Below are 25,924 nucleotides of genomic sequence, written 5' to 3'. Positions count from 1 at the left end.
GGACTGCGTCAATACCCGCGCTGGCGATCAGCCTGATTGTGCAAGGCCTGCCCATTCACAAAACGGTCCAGATTGGCCAGAAAACTGTCGGCGATCTCATGGTGGCTGTTGCTGGAAATCGCCGAGGTGTGCGGTGACAAGCGCACTCGCGGGTGTGAGTACAGTGGATGGCCGTCCGGCAGCGGCTCGGGCTCGGTGACGTCAAGCGAGGCAAGACCGATGCTGCCTTGATCCAGCGCCGTGAGCAGCGCCTCGTGATCAAGCAGGCCGCCACGGGCGATGTTGATCAGGTGCAGGCCCGGTTTGGCACTGCCCAGCACGTCGGCGTTGACGATATGCCGGGTGGCCGGTGTCAGCGGCGCGGCCAGTACCAAGTGGTCCGCGCGGGAGAAAAGGTCGTGGATGTCGCGTGCGGCTTCGACGCCTTCAACCTCGAACGGGGCCGAACTCTGCCGCAACGCAACCACTTTGATACCCAGTGCCTGTGCCTTGCTGGCCAGGCTGCGGCCGATGGCACCGAAACCGAGAATCCCCAGCGTGGTGCCCTTGAGCGGCGTCAGGGCGGTGAAATTCCATTGCGAGTCATGCACCCAGATATCGGGCAGGTGCTTGGCTGCAGCAAAAATCGCGGCCAGCGAGAATTCTGCGATGTTTTCTGCCGCGCTGCCCCGTGAGGTACTCACCGGCGGGCCGTCGAACAGCCAGCCAGGGTAGAAATCGATACCTGAAGACACCACCTGAATCCATTTCAGGCCATAAGGCCAACCCGGTGGTGGCGAGGCGGGTGCTTCGTAGCCTCGGACATTGATCGGCCGCGCCAGCAGAATACTGACCTCGGCAGGCAGGTCGCTGGGCACCCCGGCCGGTACGCCGATGACCCTCGCTTCAGGGTGGGTTAATGCAAGCCGCTCGCGGATTACCAGATTGAATTCATCTTCCAGTTGGCTGGCTATCACGAGTTGAGTCATGCCACTGCCTCGCTTGGTTGACGGGCGACAGCCTTTGCATGACGATTGGCAGGCACTTCAAGACCGAGGTTTTCACGCAGCGTTGTGCCGCTGTATTCGGTACGAAACAAACCGCGCTGCTGCAAAACCGGCACCACCCATTCGGTGAAATATTGCAGACCGTCCGGCAGCACGCTGTTGATGATAAAACCGTCGGCAGCCCCTTGTTCGAACCACGTCTGAAGGGCATCGGCAACCTGCTCGGGCGTGCCGACAAAGTCGCGGCGCGGCAGAGAGAAGCGCAGGGCGACTTCTCGCAGGCTCAGGCCTTCGTCTCTGGCCAGTTGCTTGATCCGGTCCGAACCGCCTTTCTGGCTGTTGGAACCCAGATCGCCCAGTTCCGGGAATGGCTCGTCCAATGGGTACTGGCTGAAATCATGGTCATTGAACGGACGACCAAGGGCGACGATGGCGTCTTCGATGGTGACCAGTTCAACAGCCTGCCGGTAGCGGCTTTCCACTTCAGCCTCATCGCGGCCGACGATAGGGCGAATGCCCGGCAGAATCGAAAGTGCATGCGGATCACGGCCAAAACCTTTGGCCCTTTGTTTGAGGTCCTGATAGTAAACACGCGCTTCGTCCAGGCTCTCGGCGTGGACAAAGATTGCGTCGGAGTTGCCAGCGGCGAAGTTACGCCCGGCCTCTGAGGTGCCCGCCTGGAAAATCACCGGCTGGCCCTGTGGGGAGCGAGCGATATTGAGCGGGCCTTTCACCGAGAAGAACTCGCCCTTGTGATCCAGCGCATGCAGTTTGCCAGGGGTGAAAAACTCGCCTTTTTGCTTGTCGTAGGCAAAAGCGTCGTCTTCCCACGAGTCCCACAGCCCCTTGACCACTTCAATGTGTTCCTTGGCAATGCGGTAGCGCACGGCGTGGGGCGGGTGTTCACCTTTGCTGAAATTGTCGGCAGTGCCACTGAGCCAGGACGTCACCACGTTCCAGCCAGCCCGGCCACCACTGATGTGGTCCAGCGAGGCGAACTGGCGCGCCACCTGGAAGGGTTCCGTATAGCTGACGGTGACGGTCGCCACCAGGCCGATATGCCGGGTGGTCGCCGCCAGCGCCGAAAGGATGGTCAACGGCTCGAAGCGGTTCAGGTAATGCGGGCTGGATTTCTCGTGAATGTGCAGGCTGTCGGCGATGAACACGAAGTCGAACCTGGCAGCCTCGGCCAGGTGGGTCTGCTGCTGATAAAAGCCCAGGTTCACACTGGCGTTGGCCAGCGCCTGCGGGTGGCGCCATTCGCCCCAACCGTGGCCGACGCCGTGGACCATTGCGCCGAGTTTGAGGTGTCGTTGTGTGCTCATAAAGGTGCTCCAGGCGATAGGCATGAATGATTCGCCTCCGCCTGGAAAGGGGTCGGTTCTGTAGTAACAATATGCCTATAAAAAAGGCTTGGGAAATTCCATTTGGCTATATCCTAATTATTAAAATAAATCATTATATTCGTGTGTATACATGCGTAAGTTGATAGTCACTGCGAGCTTCTGCGGTTCAGGCGTTTATTCCTGATCGGGCTTCCCCAGCAAGGGTAGTCTGGCCAACATGTATTTCAACGCCAATGTATCCCAGGGCATGTGTTCGGCGATGCCAAGCCCCACAATGTCGACCACGTCCGCAACGTCGGTCAGCAAGCGAACGACCTGTTCGATGGTCATTTTGCCCTGCGCCACGCCTTCGAAACGGTCAGCCGGGATACCGGGTTGCGCGAACAGCAGGGAGCGAAACAGGGCGGGGTCCAGCACATCCAGGTCCAGATGGATCGCCAGACGCCGGGCACCGGTTTCCTTGAGCCATTGCAGCACCGGTTCGCTGGAATGAGCCAGCGCCTGCGGTCCGGCACTGCGCAGCCCGAGGCGCTTGATGAACGCAGTTTCCATCGCCTGGGTTTCCTGCAGTCCTGCATACATCACATTGGCCGGTTTGATCGGACGCTTTACCGCATCGACAAAATCGGCGTCGCCTTCGCCAAGCAGGTTGCCCATGACCATGGCGTGCGCATGCTCGAAGTCCGCGGGCGTCATGACGTCCGGATGGGCGTCGACCCAGAGCACGGCAAGGTCGCCGTCGTAGCGCTCGTTCAGGTACGCGAAGGGCGCCAGATCAACCAGACAATCGCCACCCAGAACCACCAGCCGATCCGGCTGATGTCTATCAATCAATTGCCGGGCATGTTGCAGCTGCTCAAGCAGCGCCTTGCGGGCGACGATGCCGTTTTCCACCTCAAGTGCCTGGCCGGAGGGCTGGGCCACGATGACCTGTTCGACAGGGCCGTCTGCATCGGGCGCGAGCCATGCGAGCAACTGCGCGCCAAAATGATAAGGCGCGTTGTTGCCACCTTGCCACTGGGGAAAGATCAGGCGCAGGGTTTTATCGGAATGGGCATGCATCAAGGGCTTCCTTCATCAACGTTGGTTTTTCAGGGCGCAAGAATTCCGCTAGTACGCCAGCCATGTTGATGGGGAAAGGTCGTGCCTGCTTTGCTCAGGCGGCCAATCGTTGTGCCAGGAATGCCAGCAGGCTCACTCGGAAACCAGTAACTGCTGTGGCGATACGCCGTAGGCGTTTTTGAAGGCACGGCTGAAATGAGAGAGGTTGGTGAAGCCCATGCTCAGTGCCACATCACTGACCTGACGCGCGCGGCCTTTGAGCAAGGCGGTATGACACGCCGCAAGCCGTTGCTGCCAGAGCCAGCGGATGACCGTTGTACCGTGCGGCGCAAACAGGCGATTGAGGGTGCGTGGTGACACATGAGTCGCTTGCGCGATGCTTTCGACGGTCAATCCCGCGTCGGGCAGATTGCTCAGCAGATACTGTTTGACGCGCTTTAGTTGCTGCGTCTGAAAAGATTCTCGCTTGCAATCGGTGAGGGCGAACGCCGAATCAAGCGCGGTGGACAGCACGTCGAGAAACGCGGCATTGAGCCGTTCACCTTGCTGCTGCGGTAAAGGCTCGATGTTCCAGATTTCCGTCAGAAGTGTTCGCGCAATCTGTCCCAGCGGCGACTGGCCCGACAGTGTTCGACAGAGCACTCTTTCGGCGTTCGGGACGTGTTCAAGCAATAAAGCTCGCGGCACCGTCAGCACAATCTGATCATCACCTTCGGGGTAAACGCAGGCGTAAGGCCGAGCGCTGTCGTAGAGGACGATATCGCCTGTGCCTTGCCTGGATTCTCTGTTGTTCTGCACAACGAAAGCGTCGGGGCAGCAGCCGAGCGATAGCGAGATAAGGAAATGGTCGCTTTCCTGATCTCGACCCAGGCGTTGGTACTGGATTGGTGATGACTGAATCCGGGTGAACGTGAAGCTGCCTTGATCCCTGACGTTGAGCCTTGCGTCAAACGGCGTTTTATTCAAGCGCTGACTTGCGACAAGGCCATAGGTCGAACTCACGACGTCCTGCCAGTGCTCAAAGCGCTCTTTGGGCGGCAGCGGTTCAACAGGAAAGATCACGGCCATTGTTGCTTCTCAGGCTGTTGCCAAGTCTGGGTTTAATGTGCGGCCGACGTTACCAGAGATTGACCTGGCGCAAAACAAACCCGCTGATACTGTTTCAGGGTGAAGAAATTAATTTATATATCTGTGATCCGGCCGATATATCCCTACGTATGCAGCGCTCTGCTCGCCAGAGCCTTGTGGAACAGGAGCCCCATGGACCCGCGTCTCGCTGGACTTTCTTTTTTACTCACGCTGGGATGGACTGGTGCCGTGCTGCTCGTCATCTGGTTTTACGCCTGAAAGGTGCGTGGCTTTTATCGTTTTACCAGGCTGTATACAGCGCAGGCTCGGCCAGTGATCGGGCAGGTTTGATGCGGCGTTTTTAGTGGTGGCGAACTAGTGGCTCTGGCGCTAGTCTGAATGACGTCGGGCGCAATCCGCCGCCGGTTTGCCCAGCGACTGCGGCCGTAGTACCTGGCCCTGATTACCTGACAGTTCGCGCTATGGAAGGCATTGAGAAAGACGATTACCCGGCTTGATCGGCAGGCACCACAGTCCGCACATGCGTGTGCCTGACAGGTCCTGCGCAGACCGGTGCTTTATAACAATACTTCCATAGATGCTTACTCGCAGAGTATTTTCACATGTCGACCACCACAGAAAGCACCCTCAAGGACAGAGCCGAGGTACAGCTGGACCTTCATTCGCTGATGGCAGCCATTGACCGGTCTCAGGCAATGATCGAGTTCGATCTCGAAGGCAATATCCTGCGGGCCAACGCCAACTTTCTGGAGTGCGTCGGGTATCGGCTGGAGGAAGTTCAGGGTCGCCACCACCGTATGTTCTGCACCCCGGAATACGCCTCCAGCGTCGAGTACGCATCGTTCTGGGAGACCCTCGGCAAGGGTGCTTTTGATGAAGGGCAATACAAACGTCTTGGCAAAAATGGTCGCGAGATCTGGTTGCAGGCGACCTATAACCCGGTTTTTGACGAACAGGGCAACCCGTTCAAAGTGGTGAAGTTTGCCACCGACGTGACTCAGCAGCGCAAGACCCACGCCGAGTATGAAGGCAAGGTCGCGGCCATCGATCGCTCCCAGGGCATCATTGAATTCGATCTGAACGGTCGGGTGCTCAATGCCAACGAAAACTTTCTCAAGGTGCTGGGTTATCGTCTGGATGAAATCCAGGGCCAGCATCACCGCATGTTTTGTGACGACGATTACCTGAACAGCCCGGCCTACCGTGCGTTCTGGGCCAAGCTTGAACGTGGCGAATATGACGCCGGCGAATACAAACGTGTCGGCAAGAACGGCCGCGAGCTGTGGATCAGTGCTACCTACAACCCGATCTTCGATCCGGACGGTCGTCCTTATAAAGTGGTGAAGTTTGCCAACGACGTCACTGAGAGCCGAGCCCGTCAGGCCGAGTACGCGGGCAAAGTTACCGCTATCGAACGTTCCCAGGCCGTTATTGAATTTGACCTGACCGGCAGAGTGCTGACGGCGAACCGCAACTTTCTGACGGTGTTCGGTTACGATCTGGACGAAGTTGTCGGTGAACACCACCGCATGTTCTGTTCCGAGGAGTTTGTCAGCAGCCTGCAGTACCGCGAACTGTGGGAAAAACTCGGTCGTGGCGAGTACGACGCCAACGAGTACAAGCGCAAACGCAAGGACGGCAAGGAAATCTGGATTCAGGCGACCTATAACCCGATTTTCGATGCGCAGGGCAAACCCTACAAGATCGTCAAGTTCGCACTGGACGTGACCGAAGCGAAGGAAACCAGTGTCGAGGACAAGGGCAAGGTCAATGCCATTGATCGCGCTCAGGCGGTTATCGAATTCGACATGGCCGGTAATATTCTGGCGGCCAACGCCAACTTCCTCAAAGCGCTGGGTTATGGCCTTCAGGAAATAAAGGGCCAGCACCACCGCATCTTTTGTGAAGAAGAATACGTGCGCGGCACCGAATACCGTGAGTTCTGGCACGGGCTGGGGCAGGGCGAGTTCCACTCCGGGCGCTTCATGCGGGTCAGCAAATACGGGCAGAAAATCTGGATTCAGGCGACTTACAGCCCGATCTTCGACCACGACGGTCTGCCGTTCAAGGTCGTTAAATTTGCCACCGATATCACCCGCCAGGTTGAGATGGAGCAGGCGATTGAAGCCAAGACCCGCGCCATGGGCGAGTCGGTGAAGGCGTTGATGAACGCTATTTCTTATGTAGCGCAGAGCACCGACACCGCCACCGAGCTTGCCAGGTTGACCCGCGAGCAAGCCAGCAGCGGTTCACAGACGCTGGTCAAGGCGTCCGATGCCATGGACATGATTGCCAAGTCGGCCGAGGGTATTCAGGACATCATTCAGGTGATCAGCGAGATCGCCAGCCAGACCAACATGCTGGCGTTCAACGCAGCCATCGAGGCCGCCAGAGCCGGTGAGCACGGCCTTGGCTTCTCTGTCGTCGCCGATGAAGTGCGCAAGCTTGCCGAAAAGTCCTCGCGGGCCACCAAGGAAATCAACAAGCTGATTCTCGAAACGGTAAGCCGCATCGAGTCGGGCAACGAGATCTCCCGCAGTGCCGGCGAGGCGTTCGAGCATATTGTGAACGGCGTGATGCAGACCACTCAGGCGATCGACGGCATCAACACCGCGACCGAGAAACAGCGCTTGTCGGCGCAGGAGGTCGAAACATTGATCACCGAGCTGCATAAAGCCAACCTGACCGGTTACAGCCAGACCCTGGACAAGGTATCCATCGGACAACCTGCATGAGCAGCTTGAATGCCTATGGCGTCGTGCAGATCAACGGCGTTTATCTGGCGGTGGTGGCCGATGCGCTGATGGAGGCAGTGCATTGGCCTGCGGACCTGCATCCTCACCCGCTGACTCGTGGCGCGCTGCGCGGGGTTTTTACTCTGCGCGGCAAGCCGGTGCCGTTGGTGGACCTGCGCAGTGAACTGGCCGAAGGGGGCGACGTTACCTCCGCCACGCCACTGGTTGCGATTCTCAAATACGGCGGCGGTTATCTTGGCCTGGCGATCGATGCGGTCTGCGACATCCTCAAGGCCCGCGACTCGCAGTTCAGCCCGCTGGGGCCCGGCGGCACCAGCGTCGGGCTGCTGCCAGCGCTGCTGTTGAACGCAGATGAGTCGCGGATGATCTACAAGCTGGACCTTGGCGTGCTGAGCAGTCTGCCGGGCGTGCTGTTTGCGGCTGATCCGAGTGCGCAGATCCTCAAGGAAGAGGCGCTGGCGGCCAAGAATCGCCTGCTGCACTACCTGGTGTTCGAGTGTGACGGTCGCAACTTCTGTATCGATGCGAGCGTTGTGACCGAATTGGTGGATGGTCCCGAGATCACCGCATCGGACTTTGCCAGCGACTGTTGTTTTGGCGTCACGTCGGTGCGTGGCACCAAAGTACCTGCGCTGAGCCTTTCCGAAGTGCTGGGGCTGGATCATCAACGCCAGACGTCCAAGCCGCAGTTGCTGCTGTTGACCGCGCCGGATGGCCGTGTGTGCGGCTTTGGTTACGACCGCATGGTCGCCATTCAGCGTCAGGACCCCGACAGCCTGCTGGCTGCGCCGGGTTATGGCCTGCCGCACCCAGAGCTGCTGGCCGGGGTGATGAACCTTGAGGAAGGCCAGCAGGCGTTACTGCTCGACCACCCGATGCTGTTGCAGCGACCGGAAGTCAAAAGCTACACCCAGGTTTACCAGCATGACGTCAAACCGGCGCAAGCCTCGCATGACGTGACCAAAGCCATGCTGCGCCATGCCTGCCTGCTGTTCGACGCGCCGACCCGCTTTGTCGCGCCGTTGAGCCAGATTGTGGAGATCATGAGCGTGCCGCAACAGCTTATCGGGCTGCTGCAACCGGCGACCCACCTGCTGGGGCAGTTCAATCTGCGTGGCGAACAAGTACCGCTGATTTGCCTGAGCAGTCTGTTGGGTGAAGGCACGCAGCCTCAGGACGACGTGTCGCGAGTACTGATCGTGCGCGGCGAGCGCTCCTGCTTCGGCTTTGCGGTCAACCGGGTCGAGGCGATCGACGCCTTCAATCAGTTTGATCCGGCCATGCTTGATCAAGGCTGGCAGGCCAATACCGGCAAGGGGATCTCGGTCAACGACCGGGTGCGCTCGCTGGTCAGCGTCGGCAGTCAGGAGCGCAGCTGGCGCGCAACCCTGCTCGACCTGCAAGGGCTGGCCAGGCAACTGGAGCGCAGCGTCAACCAACGCAGCGCGGCCGTGCAATCGGTCTGAACCGAATGCTCCGCGTGTGGCCTTATTAACCTATACACACGCGGAGGATCCGACCATGACCGAGAAAAAAGACGAGAAGAAACCAGAGCCGGCAAGCGACGTACCAGCGCACTCGACGCCGGAAGAAAAGGAACGCCTGAAAGACTTCAACAAGGATGGCATTCCGCCTGGGGTCTGCTGATTGCCCTGAAGTCTGTTTTCCGAAGCGCCCGGCCTTTTTCAGGCCGGGCGTTATCGTTTCAGGGCTTTATGACTCATTCACCACCGTTGGCGAACGCCAGCAGCCCTGCACCTTCCATCCGGTAACGCACCCATTCGCTTTGCGGCTCTGCACCGATCGCTTCGTAAAACCGGATAGCGGGCTCGTTCCAGTCCAGCACGCTCCATTCGAGGCGGCCGCAATCGTTGGCCACGGCTTCGCGAGCGATGTGTCGAAGCAGGGCGCGGCCTGCGCCGACGCCGCGCTGCTCAGGGGTGATGTACAGGTCTTCCAGATACACCCCGTTACGCCCCAGCCAGGTGGAATAGCTGTAGAAATACACGGCGTAGCCAATGGGCTTGCCGTCGTACAGGCACATCAGCGCGCTGGCAGGTGCATTGTCAGCAAACAGAGACTTCTGAATGTCTTCGGCACTGGCCTTGACTTCATGCCCGGCGCGCTCGTAGATCGCAAGTTCGGTGATGAATGCCAGAATCTGACTGACGTCAGCGGCAGTGGCAGGGCGGATTTCGAGGGGCACGGAGGCACTCCTTGGCTGATGGGCGCAGCATGATAGCCGCAGTCGTCAGTCAGTCGATAGTCACGCGTCGCGCAGCAAGTCGTTGGCGTTGAGCAGTTGGTAGGCGATCTGCGGGCGTGCTTCCAGAGCGCTGCGGATTGCGCTTGCGACCAGTTTGCGTGTCTTGCGGCACAGGCCGGTCTTTTTCTCGACGACAATGCTGATGCCGCGCATGGTGCGCACTTCGTTGAAGCCCGGTGCGATTTCAATGCGCACGCCCAGTTGCTCGAAAATCCTGCGCTGCATGTGCTGCAGATCTTCCAGGCTTTCGACACGGCCCAGGCGTTCGAGCAGCGTGATTTCCGCGTCACGGGTCAGCTTGAGTATGCGCAGGTCGGCATCCTCGGCCTCCAGCCGTTCGCGCTCGCAGTCGCAAGCGCCGGGTGGGCAGGGGTTACGGATTTTGACGGGTGGGTTCATGGTCGCAGCATAGCGATGGATGTGGGCTTGTGACCACACCCATTTACAGCAGATCAGTTAGGCCACTTCATCTCGCCCTTGATGACCTTGGCACTCAGTTCCAGCGAGCTGGGCTCGGCCAGTTGCGGCCAGGCTTTCTGCATGGCATCGATCAGGGCCTTGGCGTCCTTGGCTTTGGCCGCTTGTTGTTCAAAGGATTTCAGGTAGTCGGCGGTGAAGGCAACAGCCTGGGTGCCTTGAGGAATCTGCCCGAGGTAATGGCCTGGGATCACGGTGGCCGGTTTCAGCGCTTCGATGCCCTTGAGTGTGGCGAGCCAGTCCTGACGGGACTTGGGGCTCTGTGTGTCGGCTACCCAGACATGAATGCCGCTGGACACCACGACGCCACCGACGACGGCCTTGAGCGATGGAATCCATACATAGCTGCGTTCCGGAGCCGGGCCTGTCAAACCTTTGATCTCCAGCGGCTGACCTTCGAGGGTCAGGTGATCACCGTCCAGCACTTCGGGCAGCACCAGTTTTTCCGGGGCGTTGTCTTTCAGGATGGGGCTCCAGTAGGCAAGCTTGCCTTGCATCGAGGCCTTGATCGCTTTGACGGTAGGCGCGCTGGCAACGATTTTTGCATCGGGGAAAGCCGCTTGTATGACCTCCAGACCGAAGTAGTAATCCGGGTCGCTGTGGCTGATATAGACAGTGGTGAGCTTCTTGCCGGTGGCCTTGATCTTCGCGACCAGCGCCTGAGCATCGTTGCGCTGAAACTGCGCATCGATCAGCACCGCATCATGCTTGCCGGTGACCAGTTCGGAGGACACCGGGAAGATGGCTTTTTCGGCCGGGTTGTAGACCTCGATCGCCAATGGGGCGGCAGCCTGGGCGGCGAGCGGGAGCAACGCCGCGAGGGGCAGGGCGGCGAGGGACAGGGCAAGCAGGGAGTTGCGCAACATGAGGCACGACCTTTGGCGGGCAGGACTGAGGCCCCTATCTTAAGTTGCTTTAAATGAAACAAAAGCCTCAGTATTGGCAACTATAGATTGCTTGAATCGGACGAATAATGGATCGCATCACGGCGGCGAGGGTGTTCATCGCCATCAACGAACGTGGCAGCCTCATCGCTGCCGCCGAAACGCTGGATATGTCCAGAGCGATGGTCACCCGCTATCTGGCGCAGATGGAACGTTGGGCGGGAGCAAGGTTGCTGCACCGCACCACCCGTAAACTTGGGCTGACGGCCCCGGGGCAGGCGACATTGCTGCGTTGCCAGCAGTTGCTGGAGCTGGCCGATGCCGTGCCTCTGGCCGCCGACACACACGTCGACGAACCGCGCGGCATGGTGCGCATTGCCTGCTCACAGTCCCTGGCGCAGGCGGTCCTGGCGCAGGCGGTCACCGCCTACCTGCAGCGCTATCCCGGCACGTCGGTGGATTTTCAAATCGGCAATGAAGCGGTGGACTTGGTGAGTGAACGCATCGATCTGGCCATCCGCATCACCAATCAGCTGGACCCCAATCTGATCGCTCGACCGCTGGGGCATTGCGATTCGCGGGTTTGCGCGTCGCCGGCGTACCTCGCTGCACACGGCACGCCGTCCAGGCCGCAGGAATTGAGCGCTCATAATTGCCTGACCTATTCCTACTTCGGTAAAAGCCTGTGGGAATTCACCCGTCAGCACACGCAGCTCAGTGTGCCGGTGGGCGGCAACCTCAGCGCCAACGATTCAGTTGTATTGCTGGAAGCCGCAGCGGCAGGCGCGGGTATTGCCTTGCAGCCGGTGCATTCGGTAGCGCCGTTGATTGCCAGCGGCAAGTTGATTGCGCTGATGCCCGACTATCAGCCACGCGCGCTGGGGATACACGCGATCTACACCTCACGGCATCACCAGTCAGCGACCCTGCGTACCCTGCTGGATTTTCTGGCTGAGTGGTTTGCGAGAGGGTGATGCTGGGTGGCCTGCTCAAGACCGGACGCGGAGCGTCCTGAACGGCATGCCGACGCGGAGCGTCGCACGATAGTGGGTTATCGTTGCCTACGCTCCAGCAGGAATGCAGTTCTCTATGCTCTGTGTCGCACGATAGCGGCGGTTACCGCCGCGCTACGCATCAAGTCTTGAACTTGCGCACCAGGCCGTCGAGTTCGCTGGACAGTGTCTCCAGGCTTCTGGAGTCGGCGCGGGCCGAGTCCGAAAGGTCGGCGATCAACTGAGCATCACCATGGATCTGGCTGATGTGGCGGTTGATGTCCTCGGCGACCTGATGCTGTTCTTCAGCGGCAGTTGCGATCTGGGTGTTCATGTCGCGAATCACATCCACCGACTCACGAATCTGCCCAAAACTGCTACGTGCCTGCCCGATCTTGGTCACCGACTGCTGCGACACTTCAAGGCTGGAATGCATCTGTTGCGCCACCGAAGCAGTGCGTCTGGCCAGGTTGCCCAGCAGGCTGTCGATCTCGGCAGTAGAGTCGGCGGTGCGCTTGGCCAGCGCGCGAACTTCGTCGGCCACCACGGCGAAGCCGCGACCCTGTTCACCCGCGCGCGCCGCTTCAATGGCTGCGTTGAGGGCCAAAAGGTTGGTCTGTTCGGCGATCGAGCGGATGGTGTTCAAAATCGACTGAATGCCCGTGCTGTCTTTTTCCAGCTGGGTCATGTCCTTGGCTGAGCGGGCCAGTTCTTCGCTCAACTGATCAACGCTGCGCACCGCATCATCAATCTGCCGCTGGCCTTCGCGGGCCTGTTGCTGACCGCTGTCGGCGGAATCGGCGGCCTGGCTGCAGGAGCGGGCGACTTCGTTGGAGGTGGCGACCATCTCATGGAAGGCGGTTGACACCATGTCCACCGCCTCGCGCTGACGCCCGGCGGCTTCGGCCATGTCGTTGGAGACACGGGTGGAGCTGTGCGATGCCTCGAGAATTTTCCCGGCAGCCTGACCAATATGCTGGATCAGGTTGCGAATTGCAGTGAGGAACTTGTTGAACCAGCCCGCCAGCTGCGCGGTTTCGTCGGTGCCACGCACGGCGAGGTTCTGGGTCAGGTCGCCTTCGCCACCGGCAATGCCTTCAAGGCCAGCGGAAACACTATGGATCGGACGCACGATGACACTGGCAAAACTTGCCCCGACAATCGCGAAAACCAGCGCCAGCACGGCAGCGATGATACCGATCAGCCAGGTCAGGCGGGTGGCCGAAGCCATCACTTCGTCCTGCTTGATCAGGCCGATGAAGTTCCAGCCCAGTTGCTCGGACGGGTAGACGTTGGCCATGTAACGCTCGCCATTGAGCGTCAACTCGACCAGACCACTGCCGGTTTTTGCCAGTTCGGCGAAACCGTCCCCCAGCTCACCCAGCTTCTTGAAGTTATGCTCTGGCTGTTTGGGGTCGACCAGCACTGTGCCGTTCTTTTCCATCAGCATCAGGTAGCCGCTTTCACCCAGCTTGATCTGCTTGACGATGTTGGTCAGTTGCTTGAGTGACACGTCGATGTTGACCACGCCACCGGGGTTGCCGAGCTTGTTGGGGATCGCCCGGATGGTGCTGACCAGCACCGCATCATCGTTGGCCCAGTAGTACGCATCGCTGCGCACAGTCTTGCCTGCATTGGCCATTGCGGTCTTGTACCACGGCCGGACACGCGGGTCGTAGTTGCTCATTTTCGGGTCGTCCGGCGTCATGATGTAGCTGCCGTTGATCAGACCGTAAGAAACGTAGGCGTAGGCCGGGTGGGCCTTGGCAATGCTGGCGAACAGCTCGGTGGCCTGTCTGTCGTTTTCCGACTGCGCGGTAGCGGCGGCGCCCATATAGTTACGAAAGTCATCGCTTGCACCGGCGATCAGCGGGTGCGCAGCGATGTAGTTGACGTTCTGCGTGATGCCGTCGAAGAACAATTGCATGGCGTTGTCGACCTGACGAATTTCCCGCCCGCTGCTGTCGACAAAGTCGCTGGTCGCCTTGTCGCGCAGGTTCACAATTACAATTGCAGCCACGACCACGATGGGCAAACACGCAATCACTGCGAAAGCCCACGTCAATTTCTGTTTGATATTCATTTGAGCTCCGGAGTCTATTACTACCGCAAGTGTCGGGCGCTGCATGGCTGCAGTCTGTCGCGCCGAGCCTTCACCCGGAGCTTTGTCTCATGGTCTACCGAGAATGCAACGGCTTGTTGCCAGGATTCTTTAGGCAGGATGGCGCTAACGGGTATGTTTGTCGTTTCTGGGTCAGGGACGTGCCGCATGCCCTGACAGGTAAGTCGATTTTTACAGGCAGCGCCCGCCAAACTCGGTCATGGCGTCCAGCATCGCGTCCTTGAAGTACGCCAGCGAGGCGCGATCAAAGAGAATCTGCATACGAGGCTCGGTTTCTGCGCCGACGTTGATGACGATCACGTTGATCCGCGCCGCCGAGGTCTGCGCCACCGAGCCGGGGCCGAAGGCCTGCGGGCGCAGGTCCACGCCGCACACTTTGGCCATCACCTGCGCAATGCACGCGCCACTCAGTTGTAGCCAGGCGTGGCTGTCTTCACGGGGCAGCAGGTAATTGGCGCTGTGGTCCAGTTCCCAGCGAGCTTCTTCATCGGCGATACGCTGCCCTTGATCAAGCCGGCTGCCCAACAGCAGGTACTCGGTCAGTGACAGACGAGCAACGTGGCTGCCGTCGGGCTGGGTAATGGCGCGATTGGGCGTCTCGGGCAGGCTGAAACCGCGTGCGGTCAGGTAGTCGGCCGTTTGCGCACCGCGAAACCCCACGCGTGGCAGGTCGGTCAGGTCTTCCAGTGTGCAAAGTGAGGTGGCATCAAGTTCGACAGGGCGGTCTGTGGTAAGACTGGTCATGGTTCAGAGCTCCTGGCGCTGGTTTTCAGGGTCGAAAAAGGGCAGTTTCACGACGGTGGCCTGAACCACTACGCCGTCTTCGACGCGGATCGGAATCTGCTGGCCGGGCGTGCTCTGATCGAACGCGGCGTAGGCCATGCCGATAATCATGTCGAGGGTTTGCGAGTACTCGCAGGAGGTGACATTGCCGCTGATGTCCGCGCCTTTGAGCACCAGATGGCCCTCAAGCGGCAGCGGGCTGGCTTTGGGCAGGGTGAAACCGACCAGTTTGCGCTTTTGCGGCAGGGCTTCGAGGATGTCCACCGCGCGACGGCCGACGAAAAACGGCTTGGTTCGACTGACCGCCCAGCCCATGTCGATCTCGCCGGGGTGCGTCATGCCATCGGTGTCCTGACTGATGATCACATGGCCTTTTTCCAGGCGTAACAGACGCTGGGTCTCAACGCCGAAAGGGCGTATGTCGAACGCCTTGCCCGCTTCGCTCAGCGCATCCCATAGCCTGAGGGCGTGACGCGCCGGAACGTGGATCTCGTAACCGAGTTCGCCGACGAAGCCGACCCGCAGCAAGCGTGCCTTGATGCCCGCAACCGTACCTTGGCGCACACCCAGATAGGGAAAGCCCTCGGCGGACAGGTCAAGATCGCTGCACACCTGCGCCAGCACCTTGCGTGAATCCGGGCCTGCCACGTTGACCGCCGCAATGGCCGCCGTGACGTTGGTGATGTCCACGTTCAGACGCCATTGCGCGTTCCACTTGAGCATCTGCTGATAGATACGATCGACGCCGCTGGTGGTAGCGGTCACATAGAAATGTTGTTCGGCAAAACGTGCGCACACGCCGTCGTCGATCACCACGCCCTGTTCGTTGGTCATCAGCGCATAGCGCGAACGCCCGATCGGCTGCTTGAGGAAGGCGAAGGTGTACATACGGTTGAGTAGCTCGGCGGCGTCCGGGCCGCGTATGTCCAGGCCGCCGAGGGTCGAGACGTCGATGATGCCGACCTTGTTACGCACGTGCAGGGCTTCCTGCTGCATGCAGGCATCACGTTGCGACGGCTTGCCGTAGAACGCCGGGCGCTGCCAGATCCCGGCGGGCATCATTTTCGCGCCTGCCTGCACGTGCCGTTGATGCATGGGCGTCTGGCGGTACGGGTCGAAGGCGCGACCCGCCACGTGCGCCAGTTTCTCGGCCTCGAAGGGCGGACGCGCCGTGGTCACGCCGGTTTCGCTGATGCTGCGCTGGGTTGACGCCGCCACCAGGCGTGCAGTCGGCAGCGCAGAGTGGCGGCCTTGCGACGGGCCCATGCCGACCGTGGAGTAGCGTTTGACCAGTTGGATGTCGCGGTAGCCGATGCGCGTGGCGTTGACGATGTCGCGCACTTGCAGGTCTTCATCGAAATCGACGAAATCCTTGCCATTGGGGTGCGGGAAGATCGGCCAGCTGAAATTGACCTTTGCTTCAGGGCGCAACGCAGGCGGATTTTGGTTGGGTTCCAGGCCTGGCGCCGAGAGCATTCCGCCGGCGGCATGGGTAGCGTCTGCCAGCACGTTATCCAGCACGTGATAGCCATTGACCGAGCCTGCAATGCCCAGGTTCTGCGGCAGGCCGCTGAGGGTGAATTCGGCCTGTTGATCGTCGTAGGCAAGCTTGCCGCCCGCCTGACAAAGCAACTGGTAGACCGGCATGTAGCCGCCCGACATACACAGCAGGTCGCACTCTACACTCAAGCCATGATTGGCCACCTGGCCTTGACCGGTGATCTTGCGCAGTTCGGCACCGCTGACATGGCGCATGCCTTTTTCGTGCAGCGCCTCGTAGACCGTGGTGCTCATGTGGCAGGCGATGCCGCGCTTCTCCAGGGCGAGCTGTAATTCTCGATCCGCTGGGTTGGTGCGCATGTCGGCAACGGCGACCACCTCCACGCCCTGATCGTGCAAATCCAGGGCGGCGAGGTAGCCGTCATCATTGCCGGTCAGCACCACCGCGCGTTTGCCCGGCTTGACTGCGTAGAGCTTCATCAGGCGCTGCACGGCGCTGGTCAGCATCACGCCGGGCAAATCGTTGTTACGAAAAATCACCGGCTGATCCAGAGAACCGCTGCACACCAGGCATTGCGTGGCGCGCACTTTGTACAGGCGCTTGCCTTGAATCACCGGCAGGTAATTGTCGGTAAACCAGGCATTGCACGTGGCCTGTTTGAGCACCTGAATATTGTCGTGTGCTTCTACCGCAGCGACCAGTTCGAGGCGCAGTTGTTCGGCACGCTGGCCGTCGATATCGAAGCGCGCGTAGGTCAGCGAGCCGCCGAGAATGGGCTGCTGCTCAATCAGCAACACCTGGGCCCCGGCGTTGGCGGCAGTCAGCGCTGCCTGCAACCCGGCAGGCCCTGCGCCGATCACTGCAAGGTCAGTGAACAGATAGGCCTTGTCGTAATACTCAGGCTGGAAATTCAGGTCCAGCACGCCTAAGCCTGCCTTTTTGCGAATGATCGGCTCCCAGACTTTCCACATGCCTTTGGGCTTGTAGAAAGATCGGTAATAGAAGCCCACCGGCATGAATTTGGAGAACTTGCCCAGGTACGCATCCTTGTCGTTGTCCAGCGAGCCGCTGAAGTTCTGCCCGGTGGCCTGCAGGCCCTCCTGTAACGCGAAGGTATCGGCCAGCACGTTGGGCTCGTGAGGCAGCTGGATCAGGCTGTTGGCGTCTTGACCGGCCATGGTCAGCGGGCCACGCGGGCGGTGGTATTTGAAGGAGCGCGAAAGCAGAAAACGACCGTTGGCCAACAGGGCACTGGCAATGCTGTCTCCTTGCAGACCCTGATAGGTTCTACCGTCGAAACTGAACGTGAGCGGCTGGTTGCGATCGATCAGCAGCCCCATGGGCGCGGGCAGGCGGGCGGGGGTGTTCATCCTGCGATCTCCTTGGAAGGGGCGGGGGCGAAGTCCATGCGAGTGGTGAAGATCTCCCTCGGGTCGAAGGTGCGAATGATCTCGTCGCTGCCGGTATGGCGTTCGGCCAGAAACCAGTAACTGGACGGGGTGTGCATCCACCATTCACGCACCACGCCCAGGGTGTCTTCACTGTTGAACACGTAGTCGGCCCATTCGGCATCGCTGCAGGTCTGCGGGTCCGGCATGGGTTTGAATTCGCCGCCGTAGGTGAACTCGCTGATGTTGCGCGGCCCGTTGAGCGGGCAAGTCATGATTTTCATGTGTCGCTCTCCGTCAGTGGCTGGCCGCTGTGGCGCCCATTTCGTTGACTTGCTCAAAGGTCGAGAAACGTTCCAGGCCGAACGGCTTGATCAGCTCCGGAACTTTGCCGCCGCTGGCCACTAGCTCTGCCATGGTTTTGCCGCAGATCGGCGTGGCCTTGAATCCCCAGGTGCCCCAGCCTGCGTCCAGGTAGTAATTCTTGACCGGTGACAGGCCCATGATCGGGCTGTAATCCGGGGTCATGTCAGTGATACCGGCCCATTGGCGCATCAATTTGGCGTTGGCCAGAAACGGAAACATCTCGATGGCATGAGCCAGCAGGCTTTCCTTGAGGTCCAGCGTCGAGCGGCTGTTGAACAGCGGGTACGGGTCCGAGCCTCCACCGAACACCACCTCGCCACGGCTGGTCTGCTGCACGTAGCAGTGCAGGGCGGACGAACTCACCAGCGGGTCGAGAAAGGGCTTGAAAGGCTGAGTGACCATCGCTTGCAGCGGGAAGGTCTGGATTGGCGAGCGAATACCGGCCTTTTTCATCATCTGCGAGCTCATGCCCGCGACCGCCTGCACCGCGCAGCCGCACTGGAGGGTGCCGCGATTGGTTTTCACTGCCGTAATGGTGCCGTTCTCGATCACCAGTTCCTGCACTTCGGTCAGTTGATGAATCTCCACGCCACGCTTGGCGGCCTGCTTGGCGTAGCCCCAGGCGACCGCATCGTGCCGCGCGGTGCCACCGTCGATGTGCCACAAGCCTGCCAATACCGGCAGATGGCCAGGGTCCAGATTGAGGCTCGGCACCAGTTCGCGGATCTGCTGGCGGTCGATCATCTCGGTACGGCCGCCGAAATGTTTGTTGACCTCGGCGCGCTGGCGGAACGAACGCACCGTGGCGTCGGTGTGCGCCAGGGTCAGTTGGCCGCGCTCGGAGTACATGATGTTGAAATCGAATTCGTTGGACAGGCCCTGAAACATCTTCACTGACTCGGCATAGAACTTCACGCCCTCGCTGGTCAGGTAGTTGGAGCGGATCACGGCGGTGTTGCGCGCGGTGTTGCCGCCGCCCAGGTAGCCTTTTTCCAGCACCGCGATATTGGTGATGCCGTGGTATTTCGACAGGTAGTAAGCGGTTGCCAGCCCATGACCGCCGCCGCCGATGATCACCACGTCATACGAGGATTTGAGTTCCTTGGGCGCCGGCAGATCCACCTCGACCGGGTACTCCGAGCTGAGCCCGTATTTCAGTAAATTGAAAGGCATACGGCCTCCGATTGGCTGCGTTGCGCGTGGGCTTGCTGTCTGGCAGCGGTGACTGTGTTTTTCATCAGAAAAGCGATGGTCATCGGCCCGACGCCTCCGGGCACCGGGGTGATGGCGGAAACGACATCGAGTGCGTTATCGAAATCGACGTCGCCCACCAGGCGGCTGCGGCCTTGATCGTCGATACGGTTGATGCCGACATCGATCACCACCGCGCCGGGTTTCAACCAGCCAGCATCGATCATGCGCGGCCGGCCAACCGCCGCAACGACGATGTCCGCCAGTTGGCACAAGGCCTTGGCGTCAGTGCTGCGCGAATGCACCACGGTCACCGAACAGTGGGCTTGCAGCAGCAGGGCGGCCATCGGTTTACCGACAATGTTGGAGCGACCGATCACCACCGCATGCTTGCCGGTCAGGTCACCGCAGGTCTCTTTGAGCAAGTGCATGCAGCCGCTGGGCGTGCAGGGCGTCAGTACGTTGCGCCCTTGGCTGAGGCCGCCGACGTTTTCACTGTGAAAGCCGTCGACATCCTTGGCTGCCGCGATGGCCTGCAACGCATGGGCTTCGTTTATATGGGCCGGCAGCGGCAGTTGCAGCAGAATGCCGTTCACCGAGCGATCAGTATTGAGTTCGGCGATCAACGCCAGCAGGCGCGCTTCACTGCAGTCGGCCGGCAGACGGTGTTCCAGCGAGCGAATGCCGGCTTCTTCGGCGCGCACTATCTTGTTGCGTACATACACCTCGCTGGCGGGGTCGTTACCGACAAGGATGACTGCCAAAGCCGGTTCGATGCCTTCGGCTTTCAAGGTGTGCACGTCGTCTCTGACCTGTTCCAGCACACGGGCGGCTGCGGCCTTGCCGTCGATGATGCGCGCGCTCATCGAAAGATCACCGTTCGGTCCGTGTTGAGAAACACCCGATGTTCCAAGTGGTATTTCACCGCCCTGGAAAGCGCGATGGTTTCGTTGTTGCGGCCTGCGGCGACCAGATCATCCGGCAGGTAAACGTGATCGACACGCTGCACTTCCTGCTCGATGATCGGACCTTCGTCCAGATCGCTGGTGACGTAATGCGCGGTCGCGCCAATCAGCTTCACGCCACGCTCGTAAGCCTGGTGATACGGCTTGGCGCCCTTGAAACCCGGCAGAAACGAGTGATGGATGTTGATCGCCCGGCCTGCAAGCTGCCTGCACAAGTCATCGGAGAGAATCTGCATGTAACGCGCCAGCACCACCAGTTCAGTGCCGGTTTCATCGACCACTTTCATCAGCGCAGCTTCCTGCGCGGCCTTGGTGTCTTTGCTCACGGGCAGGTAAATAAAGCGAATGCCCTCACGCTCGGCCATCGGTCGCAGGTCCAGGTGGTTGGACACGATGGCGGTGATGCTCATGTCCATCTCGCCCTTGTGATGGCGATACAGCAGGTCAGTCAGGCAGTGATCGAACTTGCTGACCATCAACAGCACACGCATCGGCCGACGCGTGTCATGCAGCTCCCACTGCATGGCAAAGTCCTTGGCCACCGCATCGAATCCGGCCTTCAACTGCTGGATATCGCCGTCGTGACCATCGTTGAAGCGAAACACCGCGCGCATGAAAAAGGTACCGCTGAACTCGTCATCGAACTGGGCCATTTCACCGATGTAGCAGCTGTTGCCAGCCAGGTAGGAAGTCACCGCCGCGACAATGCCGGAAGTCGCCGGGCAGCTGATCTTCAGGATGAAATGGTTCTTCTCGTGTTGCATGGCTTGTCCTCTGGAGGGTGGCGGCAGCTCATTACAAAGGCGAAAAAGGTCAGCTATGGAGGTGTGTCTCTGCTGAATAAAATTCTCTACAGGAATTTAATATTCTTGAAGGCTGTTTTATAGGCGAAAGAAAATGCAGCGTCCAGAGGTTTCTGGAAACTTTGTTTATCGAAGGGAATATGTGGGCGTGTGGGGGGGGGGGGGGTAGTTGAACGGCAATCTGCGGTCTTACAGGCACTTGATAAATCTTCCGTCAAAAAAATACCTGCGAATGCAGGCATTTTTTCAGCGGGGGTGACGACGTCAGTCGTGATGCGCCTCACCGACAAACGTCAGGGACGTAAACAGGCCGCGCTCGGCGATATCGACGTTGTCCTTGACCGGTTGTGTGACTTCGGCTGCGATGATGTTCAGCCCTGCGTTGCGCACGATGACGCTGGCCACGCCCTGGGCGTCGGTTTCGGCGCTGACGACGTCTGGCGCGCTGCGGTAGTCGCCGATCAGCTTGATGCCGGCGGCGGGTTTGCCGTCGATCAACACGCGCACTGGCAAAGGTTTGCCCACGCCGACTTTCAATGGATCAGCCTGTGGCACGATGACAAAGTTCAGCTTCTGGAACGATGGCAGGTGCGCGCCTTCTTCGTAGATCGCCACGCTGTACTTGAACGTGTGAATCGAGTCGGTGCCGTCTGGCACTTTGCTGCGGCCTTCATTGATCCACTTTTTCTCGGTGTTGCGTGTCCACATGCCGTTGTCCAGTGCCACGGACACTACGGCAGGCGGCTTGAGTGGCACCAGACGCGCGTGATCGTCGAGGCGCTGCACCGTCACGGGAATCATCTTGCCCTGAAGGTCATACGCCCACGCGCCGCTGACTTTCTGCGCCTTGAAGGCGTTGTCTTCCGCGCCATGACCGTAGACCACTTCGATGTTGCCGCGACGCTGTTCTGTCCAAAGACCGTGGGCGCTGACCTGCGTGGCAAACAGTGCGCCGAGCAGACTCAGAGCCAGAAAAGGTTTTGTCGAAAGCATGGTGCATCCTTATTGTTGTGAATCGTTGGTTATCGGCGTCAAAGGCTGAGTGTCAGGCTGACCGTGAAGTTGCGTGGTTCGCCGGGTGCGACCCAGTAGTTGCTGTAGGAGCGCTCGTAGTATTTTTCGTCGAAGATATTGTTCAGGTTCAGGCCAACGGTGACGTTGTCGCTGGCTTTGTAGTGGGCCAACAGGTCCACGGTCTGGTAAGCCGGCAGTTCGAAGTCTGTGCCGGACTGGCCGGAGCGGTCGCCAACGTAGGTGTACGCAGCGCCTGCGTCCGAACCACGCAGTACGCCTTCCTGAAACTCATAGACGCTCAGCAGGCTGCCGCTGTGTTTGGCAACACCGAGGATGCGGCTGCCTGACGGGATGGTGCGGTCGCCCTTGGTCACTTCGGCATCGATGTAGGCGAACGCCCCGATGATGCGCACCGCATCGGTGACTTGCCCGGTGAATTGCAGGTCGAAACCCTGGCTGCGGGCCTTGCCCACGGCGCGGTTGGTGTCGGTGCCCGGGTCCAGGGCCAGCACGTTTTCCTTTTCGATATGGAACGCGGCGAGGGTGGTGCTCAGGCGGTCGTCGAACAGCTCGCTCTTGATCCCGACTTCGTAACCGACGCCTTCTTCCGGGTCGAAGGTCTTGCCGGCTGCGTCCAGGCCGTTGTTGGGTTTGAACGAGGTGGATGCGTTGGCGAACAGGCCCACCTGTGGCGTGAGCTGGTAAAGCAGCCCGGCGCGTTGGGTGAACGCATCGTGACGCTGGCCGGAGGTGGCGTTGGTGGTGAAGTCGTCTACCTGCTGATCGAAGTGCTCGATACGCGTGCCGACCATGCCGCGCAGTTTGTCGGTAAACACAATCTGGTCCTGCAGGTTCAGCGCACGGCTTTCGATGTGCTCATAGAAGTCAGTGCCGGAGCGTGCGCCATTGGGTTTCGGCTGGCCGTACACCGGGTTGTAGATGTCGATGGCGTAAGGGCTGCCGGCGATGGTCGTGACCCGTTCGTTCTTGCGGTAGTTTTCGTATTCGGTGCCGATCAGTACTTCGTGCTCGACGCCCAGGCCATCGAAACGCCCACGCAATTCCAGCTGGGTGATGCTGTCGTGCCAGTTGTTGTCGCGCTCCCGGTAACGACGATTGACGGTGCGCCCATCCGCATTCAGCGGGCGCGACTCGCTGGCAAAACCTGACATCTCGCCTTGCTTGTAATGGCTGGCCAGGCGCAGCGACCACACGTCGTTGAGCTGGTGGTCGAGTGCGAACTGGACCATGTTGTTGTCGTTATCGATGTCGTCGTCCGGCTCGCCCAGAAAGGTCGAGCGCGACACGCCGCTCCATTTGTTATTGGGCGCGACCACGCCACGGTCGAAGGTGGAGGTGTGTCGGACGAATTCGGTTTCCACCAGCAGGCTGGTATCAGGGTTCAGTTGCCAACTGAAGGAGGGCGCGACGAAAACCCGTTTGCTCTCTACGTGATCGCGAAAACTGTTGTTGTCTTCGACGGCCAGATTGACCCGCGAGAGCAGATTGCCCTGTTCATCCAGTGGCGTGTTGACGTCCAGCGCGGTGCGGTAGCGATCCCAACTGCCCGCGCTGGTTTGCAGGGTGGTGAATGCTTCGCGCTGCGGCTTCTTGGTCACGATATTGACCGTGCCACCAGGGTCGCCACGGCCGTACAGGCTGGCGGCCGGGCCTTTGAGCACTTCGATACGCTCGATGTTTGCAGCGTCGGGCGTGGTCGGGTAGCCGCGGTTGGCACTGAAACCGTCTTTGTAGAACTCGGATGTGGTGAAGCCGCGGATGCTGTACTCGTAGAGCGTCAGGCCGCCGAAATTGTTCTGCTTGGACACGCCGCCGGCAAAGTCGAGCGCACGCTCGACGCTGTTGCTGCCCAGGTCCTTGAGCACCGAAGCAGGCACCACGCTGATCGACTGCGGGATGTCCCTGATAGCGCTGTCGGTTTTGGTGGCGGTGGCCGAGCGGGTGGCCCGATAGCCCTGAACCGGGCTGGTGGCGGTCTCGTACTGATAGTCGGAGGTGACGTTGACGCTTCCCAGTTCAATAGTCTGCGGCTGTTCCTGCGCATAGCTGTTGCTGCCCAATACCCCGATTGCCAAGCCTGCCAGAGACGCGATTCTACGAGACGACATGTGAGACTTCCTGATAGTTATCGATACAATATAACATCTCCGTTGAGAATTATTTCTGTTTGTTGCTCGGCGGGATGTGACAGTTTGTATCGATCAGACAGGCTGTCTGATGCGTGAGGGCAGGGTTCGGGGTTCTGAAGAAAATTCTATCGTTGCAGCTGAGTCCATCCCCTTGGGCGGGAATGGACTCATGGACGGTTTATTCAGCGCAAATCAGGCCAGTAACTCTGTGCCCAATTGAAACGCCACCCACAACGCCAGCCCGGTCGCAAAGGTCAGGGCGATGTTCTCGAACCAGTTGTTGCGGTATTGCTTGCTCAGCAGCGACTTCTGATTGGACATGATCAGCAGTCCGAGCGAGATGATCGGCAAGCCGATGATGTTCAGCGCGTTGACACCGAGGGTCAGGGTCACGAAGTCGGGCATGCCGGGCAACGACCAGATCAGCGGTGTGACCAGAATGAACAGCATGAACCACTTGTGCATCGGGTCGTTGTGGAAGACCTTGCCGTAACGTTCGCGGCGCTTGGGGCGGATGTGCTGGAAGGCATCGGTGATCAGCATCGGGAAGGCGGTGGTCTTGCCGGAAATACTGGCAAACAACGTGGCGAATACGCCGACAAAAAAGATGTACCAGCCCAATGGACCGAAGAATATCTCTAGCGCCTTGCCCAGATCGGCCAGGGTGTTCACTTGAATGCCATTGGGCCGCAGGATTTCAACGCCAACCACCCAGATGGCCAGATTGATGATAATGCCGATGATCACGGCGAACAGCAGGTCGTTGCGCTGTATGCGTTTGTGTTGTGGCCCTGTCCAGCCTTTTTCGCGCATGACGTAGGGGTGGACGAAGTTGGCAATGGAGCCAGCCACCGCACCGATCACCGACACGGCCACCAACAGCGCGCCATGCACGCCCTCATCGGGCGGAATGCTGAAACCAATCGTGCCTTTGATGATGCCGGTGACATCAGGACCGGACATGATCGCCAGGGTCAGAAACGCCAGCGTCATGATCGCCAGCAGCACTTTCATGACGCCTTCGATCATCGTGTAGATATTGCGACCGACCAGCAGCCACACGGCGAGCACCACCGCGACCGAGCAGAGCAGCGGCTGATTGATGTGCAGCAGCATCGCCAGTGCTTCGCCGGCGCCTTTGATCATGTACGCGTTGATCAGATGCCCCATCAACAGTGCGTAGCCGAGCAAGAACCAGGCGAAGAACGGATGCAACTGCGCATAGCCCTGCAGAATGGTCATGCCCTGGTTATTACAGAGCTGGAAACGGGCAATGATATTGACGATCAAAAACCTGAGCAGCAGAGATATCGCCAGCACCCACATCATGGCGTAGCCGTAACTGGCACCTGCCACCGACGAAGTAATAAGGTCGCCTGCGCCCAGCCAGGACAGCACGGCAATAATGCCGGGGCCCAGCAGCTTGGCGAGCTTTTTGAGACGCGGTTCGGCTGCTTGTGCAGCCTTTTCTTCAAGCGTAGGGGTGCCAGACATGCGTTTGATCTCCATTGTTATTGTATTGAGACGTCGGTCGCTTGCGGACAAGATAAGACGTCGTACAACAGTCGTGGAGATTCAAATGTAACTGTGTGTAAAAGCGTTTTACGGATCGGGTGAGGTGTTGGCGTCCGTTGTTATTGCACAATGATTACCCGACTGATTTTCATCCCAATGCACGCGTAGGCACGCGTTGGGTGGCGCTCTGCGTCACACACCTGCGCCGCACACTCAAGATCGGACGCAGAGCGTCCAGAACGGCATGCGACGCGGAGCGTCGCACGAT

General features: G+C 59.6%; 21 protein-coding genes and 1 pseudogene. 4 read left to right on the top strand and 18 right to left on the bottom strand.

Annotated elements, in window-relative coordinates; genetic code table 11:
* Window positions 1-8: 8 nt before the first annotated feature.
* From QRN38_RS04760 to QRN38_RS04745, 4 genes are all read right to left on the bottom strand, one after another.
* Window positions 9-968: a D-isomer specific 2-hydroxyacid dehydrogenase family protein gene (locus tag QRN38_RS04760; RefSeq protein ID WP_044393095.1), complete on the bottom strand. Its 960-nt coding sequence runs from the start codon at window positions 966-968 to the stop codon at window positions 9-11.
* A complete protein-coding gene (locus tag QRN38_RS04755; protein ID WP_054090995.1) occupies window positions 965-2,311 on the bottom strand; it encodes an LLM class flavin-dependent oxidoreductase in 1,347 nt (448 codons plus the stop codon). Before QRN38_RS04755 ends, QRN38_RS04760 begins: the two co-directional genes overlap by 4 nt.
* Before the next feature lie 195 nt (window positions 2,312-2,506).
* Complete coding sequence (locus QRN38_RS04750; RefSeq protein ID WP_054090996.1) at window positions 2,507-3,394, bottom strand: arginase family protein; 888 nt, start codon at window positions 3,392-3,394, stop codon at window positions 2,507-2,509.
* Between the two features lie 132 nt (window positions 3,395-3,526).
* Window positions 3,527-4,462 (bottom strand): helix-turn-helix domain-containing protein, encoded by a 936-nt coding sequence (locus QRN38_RS04745; RefSeq protein ID WP_054090997.1) that lies wholly within the window; start codon window positions 4,460-4,462, stop codon window positions 3,527-3,529.
* A gap of 623 nt (window positions 4,463-5,085) precedes the next feature.
* On the opposite strand from QRN38_RS04745, the gene QRN38_RS04740 reads away from it, so the two are divergent.
* From QRN38_RS04740 to QRN38_RS04730, 3 genes are read left to right on the top strand one after another with little or no spacing between them, the layout of a single operon-like run.
* Window positions 5,086-7,218 (top strand): methyl-accepting chemotaxis protein, encoded by a 2,133-nt coding sequence (locus tag QRN38_RS04740; RefSeq protein WP_054090998.1) that lies wholly within the window; start codon window positions 5,086-5,088, stop codon window positions 7,216-7,218.
* Complete coding sequence (locus QRN38_RS04735; protein ID WP_044393009.1) at window positions 7,215-8,705, top strand: chemotaxis protein CheW; 1,491 nt, start codon at window positions 7,215-7,217, stop codon at window positions 8,703-8,705. Before QRN38_RS04740 ends, QRN38_RS04735 begins: the two co-directional genes overlap by 4 nt.
* 55 nt (window positions 8,706-8,760) lie before the next feature.
* On the top strand, window positions 8,761-8,886 hold the full coding sequence (locus QRN38_RS04730; RefSeq protein WP_005617503.1) for a hypothetical protein: 126 nt from the start codon (window positions 8,761-8,763) through the stop codon (window positions 8,884-8,886).
* Between the two features lie 73 nt (window positions 8,887-8,959).
* Here the strand turns inward: QRN38_RS04730 and QRN38_RS04725 are convergent, their stop codons facing one another.
* From QRN38_RS04725 to QRN38_RS04715, 3 genes are read right to left on the bottom strand one after another with little or no spacing between them, the layout of a single operon-like run.
* Window positions 8,960-9,445 (bottom strand): GNAT family N-acetyltransferase, encoded by a 486-nt coding sequence (locus QRN38_RS04725; RefSeq protein ID WP_054090999.1) that lies wholly within the window; start codon window positions 9,443-9,445, stop codon window positions 8,960-8,962.
* Between the two features lie 60 nt (window positions 9,446-9,505).
* Window positions 9,506-9,904: a hypothetical protein gene (locus tag QRN38_RS04720; protein ID WP_044393006.1), complete on the bottom strand. Its 399-nt coding sequence runs from the start codon at window positions 9,902-9,904 to the stop codon at window positions 9,506-9,508.
* A 53-nt stretch (window positions 9,905-9,957) separates the two neighbouring features.
* Entirely contained in the window at window positions 9,958-10,848 is an 891-nt protein-coding gene (locus QRN38_RS04715; protein WP_057417959.1) for an MBL fold metallo-hydrolase, read from the bottom strand.
* 107 nt (window positions 10,849-10,955) lie between these two features.
* On the opposite strand from QRN38_RS04715, the gene QRN38_RS04710 reads away from it, so the two are divergent.
* Window positions 10,956-11,840, top strand: coding sequence for a LysR family transcriptional regulator (locus QRN38_RS04710; RefSeq protein WP_005771227.1), 885 nt, complete (start codon window positions 10,956-10,958; stop codon window positions 11,838-11,840).
* Window positions 11,841-12,000: 160 nt separating this feature from the next.
* On the opposite strand, the gene QRN38_RS28175 is transcribed toward QRN38_RS04710, so the two are convergent.
* From QRN38_RS28175 to QRN38_RS04660, 11 genes and pseudogenes are all read right to left on the bottom strand, one after another.
* Window positions 12,001-12,729: a methyl-accepting chemotaxis protein gene (locus QRN38_RS28175; RefSeq protein ID WP_370737341.1), complete on the bottom strand. Its 729-nt coding sequence runs from the start codon at window positions 12,727-12,729 to the stop codon at window positions 12,001-12,003.
* 129 nt (window positions 12,730-12,858) lie between these two features.
* Window positions 12,859-13,785: pseudogene (locus QRN38_RS28170) on the bottom strand (HAMP domain-containing protein); the annotation flags it as partial.
* 366 nt (window positions 13,786-14,151) lie between these two features.
* Window positions 14,152-14,724, bottom strand: a complete 573-nt coding sequence (locus QRN38_RS04700; RefSeq protein WP_044393003.1) for a sarcosine oxidase subunit gamma — start codon at window positions 14,722-14,724, stop codon at window positions 14,152-14,154.
* A 3-nt stretch (window positions 14,725-14,727) separates the two neighbouring features.
* Window positions 14,728-17,634: a 2Fe-2S iron-sulfur cluster-binding protein gene (locus tag QRN38_RS04695; protein ID WP_057417961.1), complete on the bottom strand. Its 2,907-nt coding sequence runs from the start codon at window positions 17,632-17,634 to the stop codon at window positions 14,728-14,730.
* Entirely contained in the window at window positions 17,631-17,936 is a 306-nt protein-coding gene (locus QRN38_RS04690) for a sarcosine oxidase subunit delta (RefSeq protein WP_005771245.1), read from the bottom strand. The genes QRN38_RS04695 and QRN38_RS04690 overlap by 4 nt, the downstream gene beginning before the upstream one ends.
* A gap of 13 nt (window positions 17,937-17,949) precedes the next feature.
* Window positions 17,950-19,191, bottom strand: a complete 1,242-nt coding sequence (locus tag QRN38_RS04685; protein ID WP_007246879.1) for an FAD-dependent oxidoreductase — start codon at window positions 19,189-19,191, stop codon at window positions 17,950-17,952.
* A complete protein-coding gene (gene folD, locus QRN38_RS04680) occupies window positions 19,173-20,075 on the bottom strand; it encodes a bifunctional methylenetetrahydrofolate dehydrogenase/methenyltetrahydrofolate cyclohydrolase FolD (protein ID WP_044392999.1) in 903 nt (300 codons plus the stop codon). The genes QRN38_RS04685 and folD overlap by 19 nt, the downstream gene beginning before the upstream one ends.
* Window positions 20,072-20,938: a formyltetrahydrofolate deformylase gene (purU, locus tag QRN38_RS04675; RefSeq protein ID WP_103389258.1), complete on the bottom strand. Its 867-nt coding sequence runs from the start codon at window positions 20,936-20,938 to the stop codon at window positions 20,072-20,074. The genes folD and purU overlap by 4 nt, the downstream gene beginning before the upstream one ends.
* A gap of 303 nt (window positions 20,939-21,241) precedes the next feature.
* Window positions 21,242-21,970 (bottom strand): DUF4198 domain-containing protein, encoded by a 729-nt coding sequence (locus tag QRN38_RS04670; protein WP_057418720.1) that lies wholly within the window; start codon window positions 21,968-21,970, stop codon window positions 21,242-21,244.
* Between the two features lie 38 nt (window positions 21,971-22,008).
* The gene (locus tag QRN38_RS04665; RefSeq protein ID WP_057418719.1) at window positions 22,009-24,120 is read right to left on the bottom strand and encodes a TonB-dependent siderophore receptor; all 2,112 of its coding nucleotides are present in this window, start codon (window positions 24,118-24,120) and stop codon (window positions 22,009-22,011) included.
* A gap of 213 nt (window positions 24,121-24,333) precedes the next feature.
* Window positions 24,334-25,635, bottom strand: coding sequence for an Nramp family divalent metal transporter (locus QRN38_RS04660; protein WP_010217630.1), 1,302 nt, complete (start codon window positions 25,633-25,635; stop codon window positions 24,334-24,336).
* Window positions 25,636-25,924: the final 289 nt, after the last annotated feature.

This window comes from Pseudomonas sp. CFBP2511 (genome assembly GCF_030209255.1).
Lineage (GTDB): Bacteria > Pseudomonadota > Gammaproteobacteria > Pseudomonadales > Pseudomonadaceae > Aquipseudomonas > Aquipseudomonas avellanae.
The sequence above is the reverse complement of the archived record's forward strand: the minus strand, read 5'-3'. Positions and strand labels throughout refer to the sequence as shown.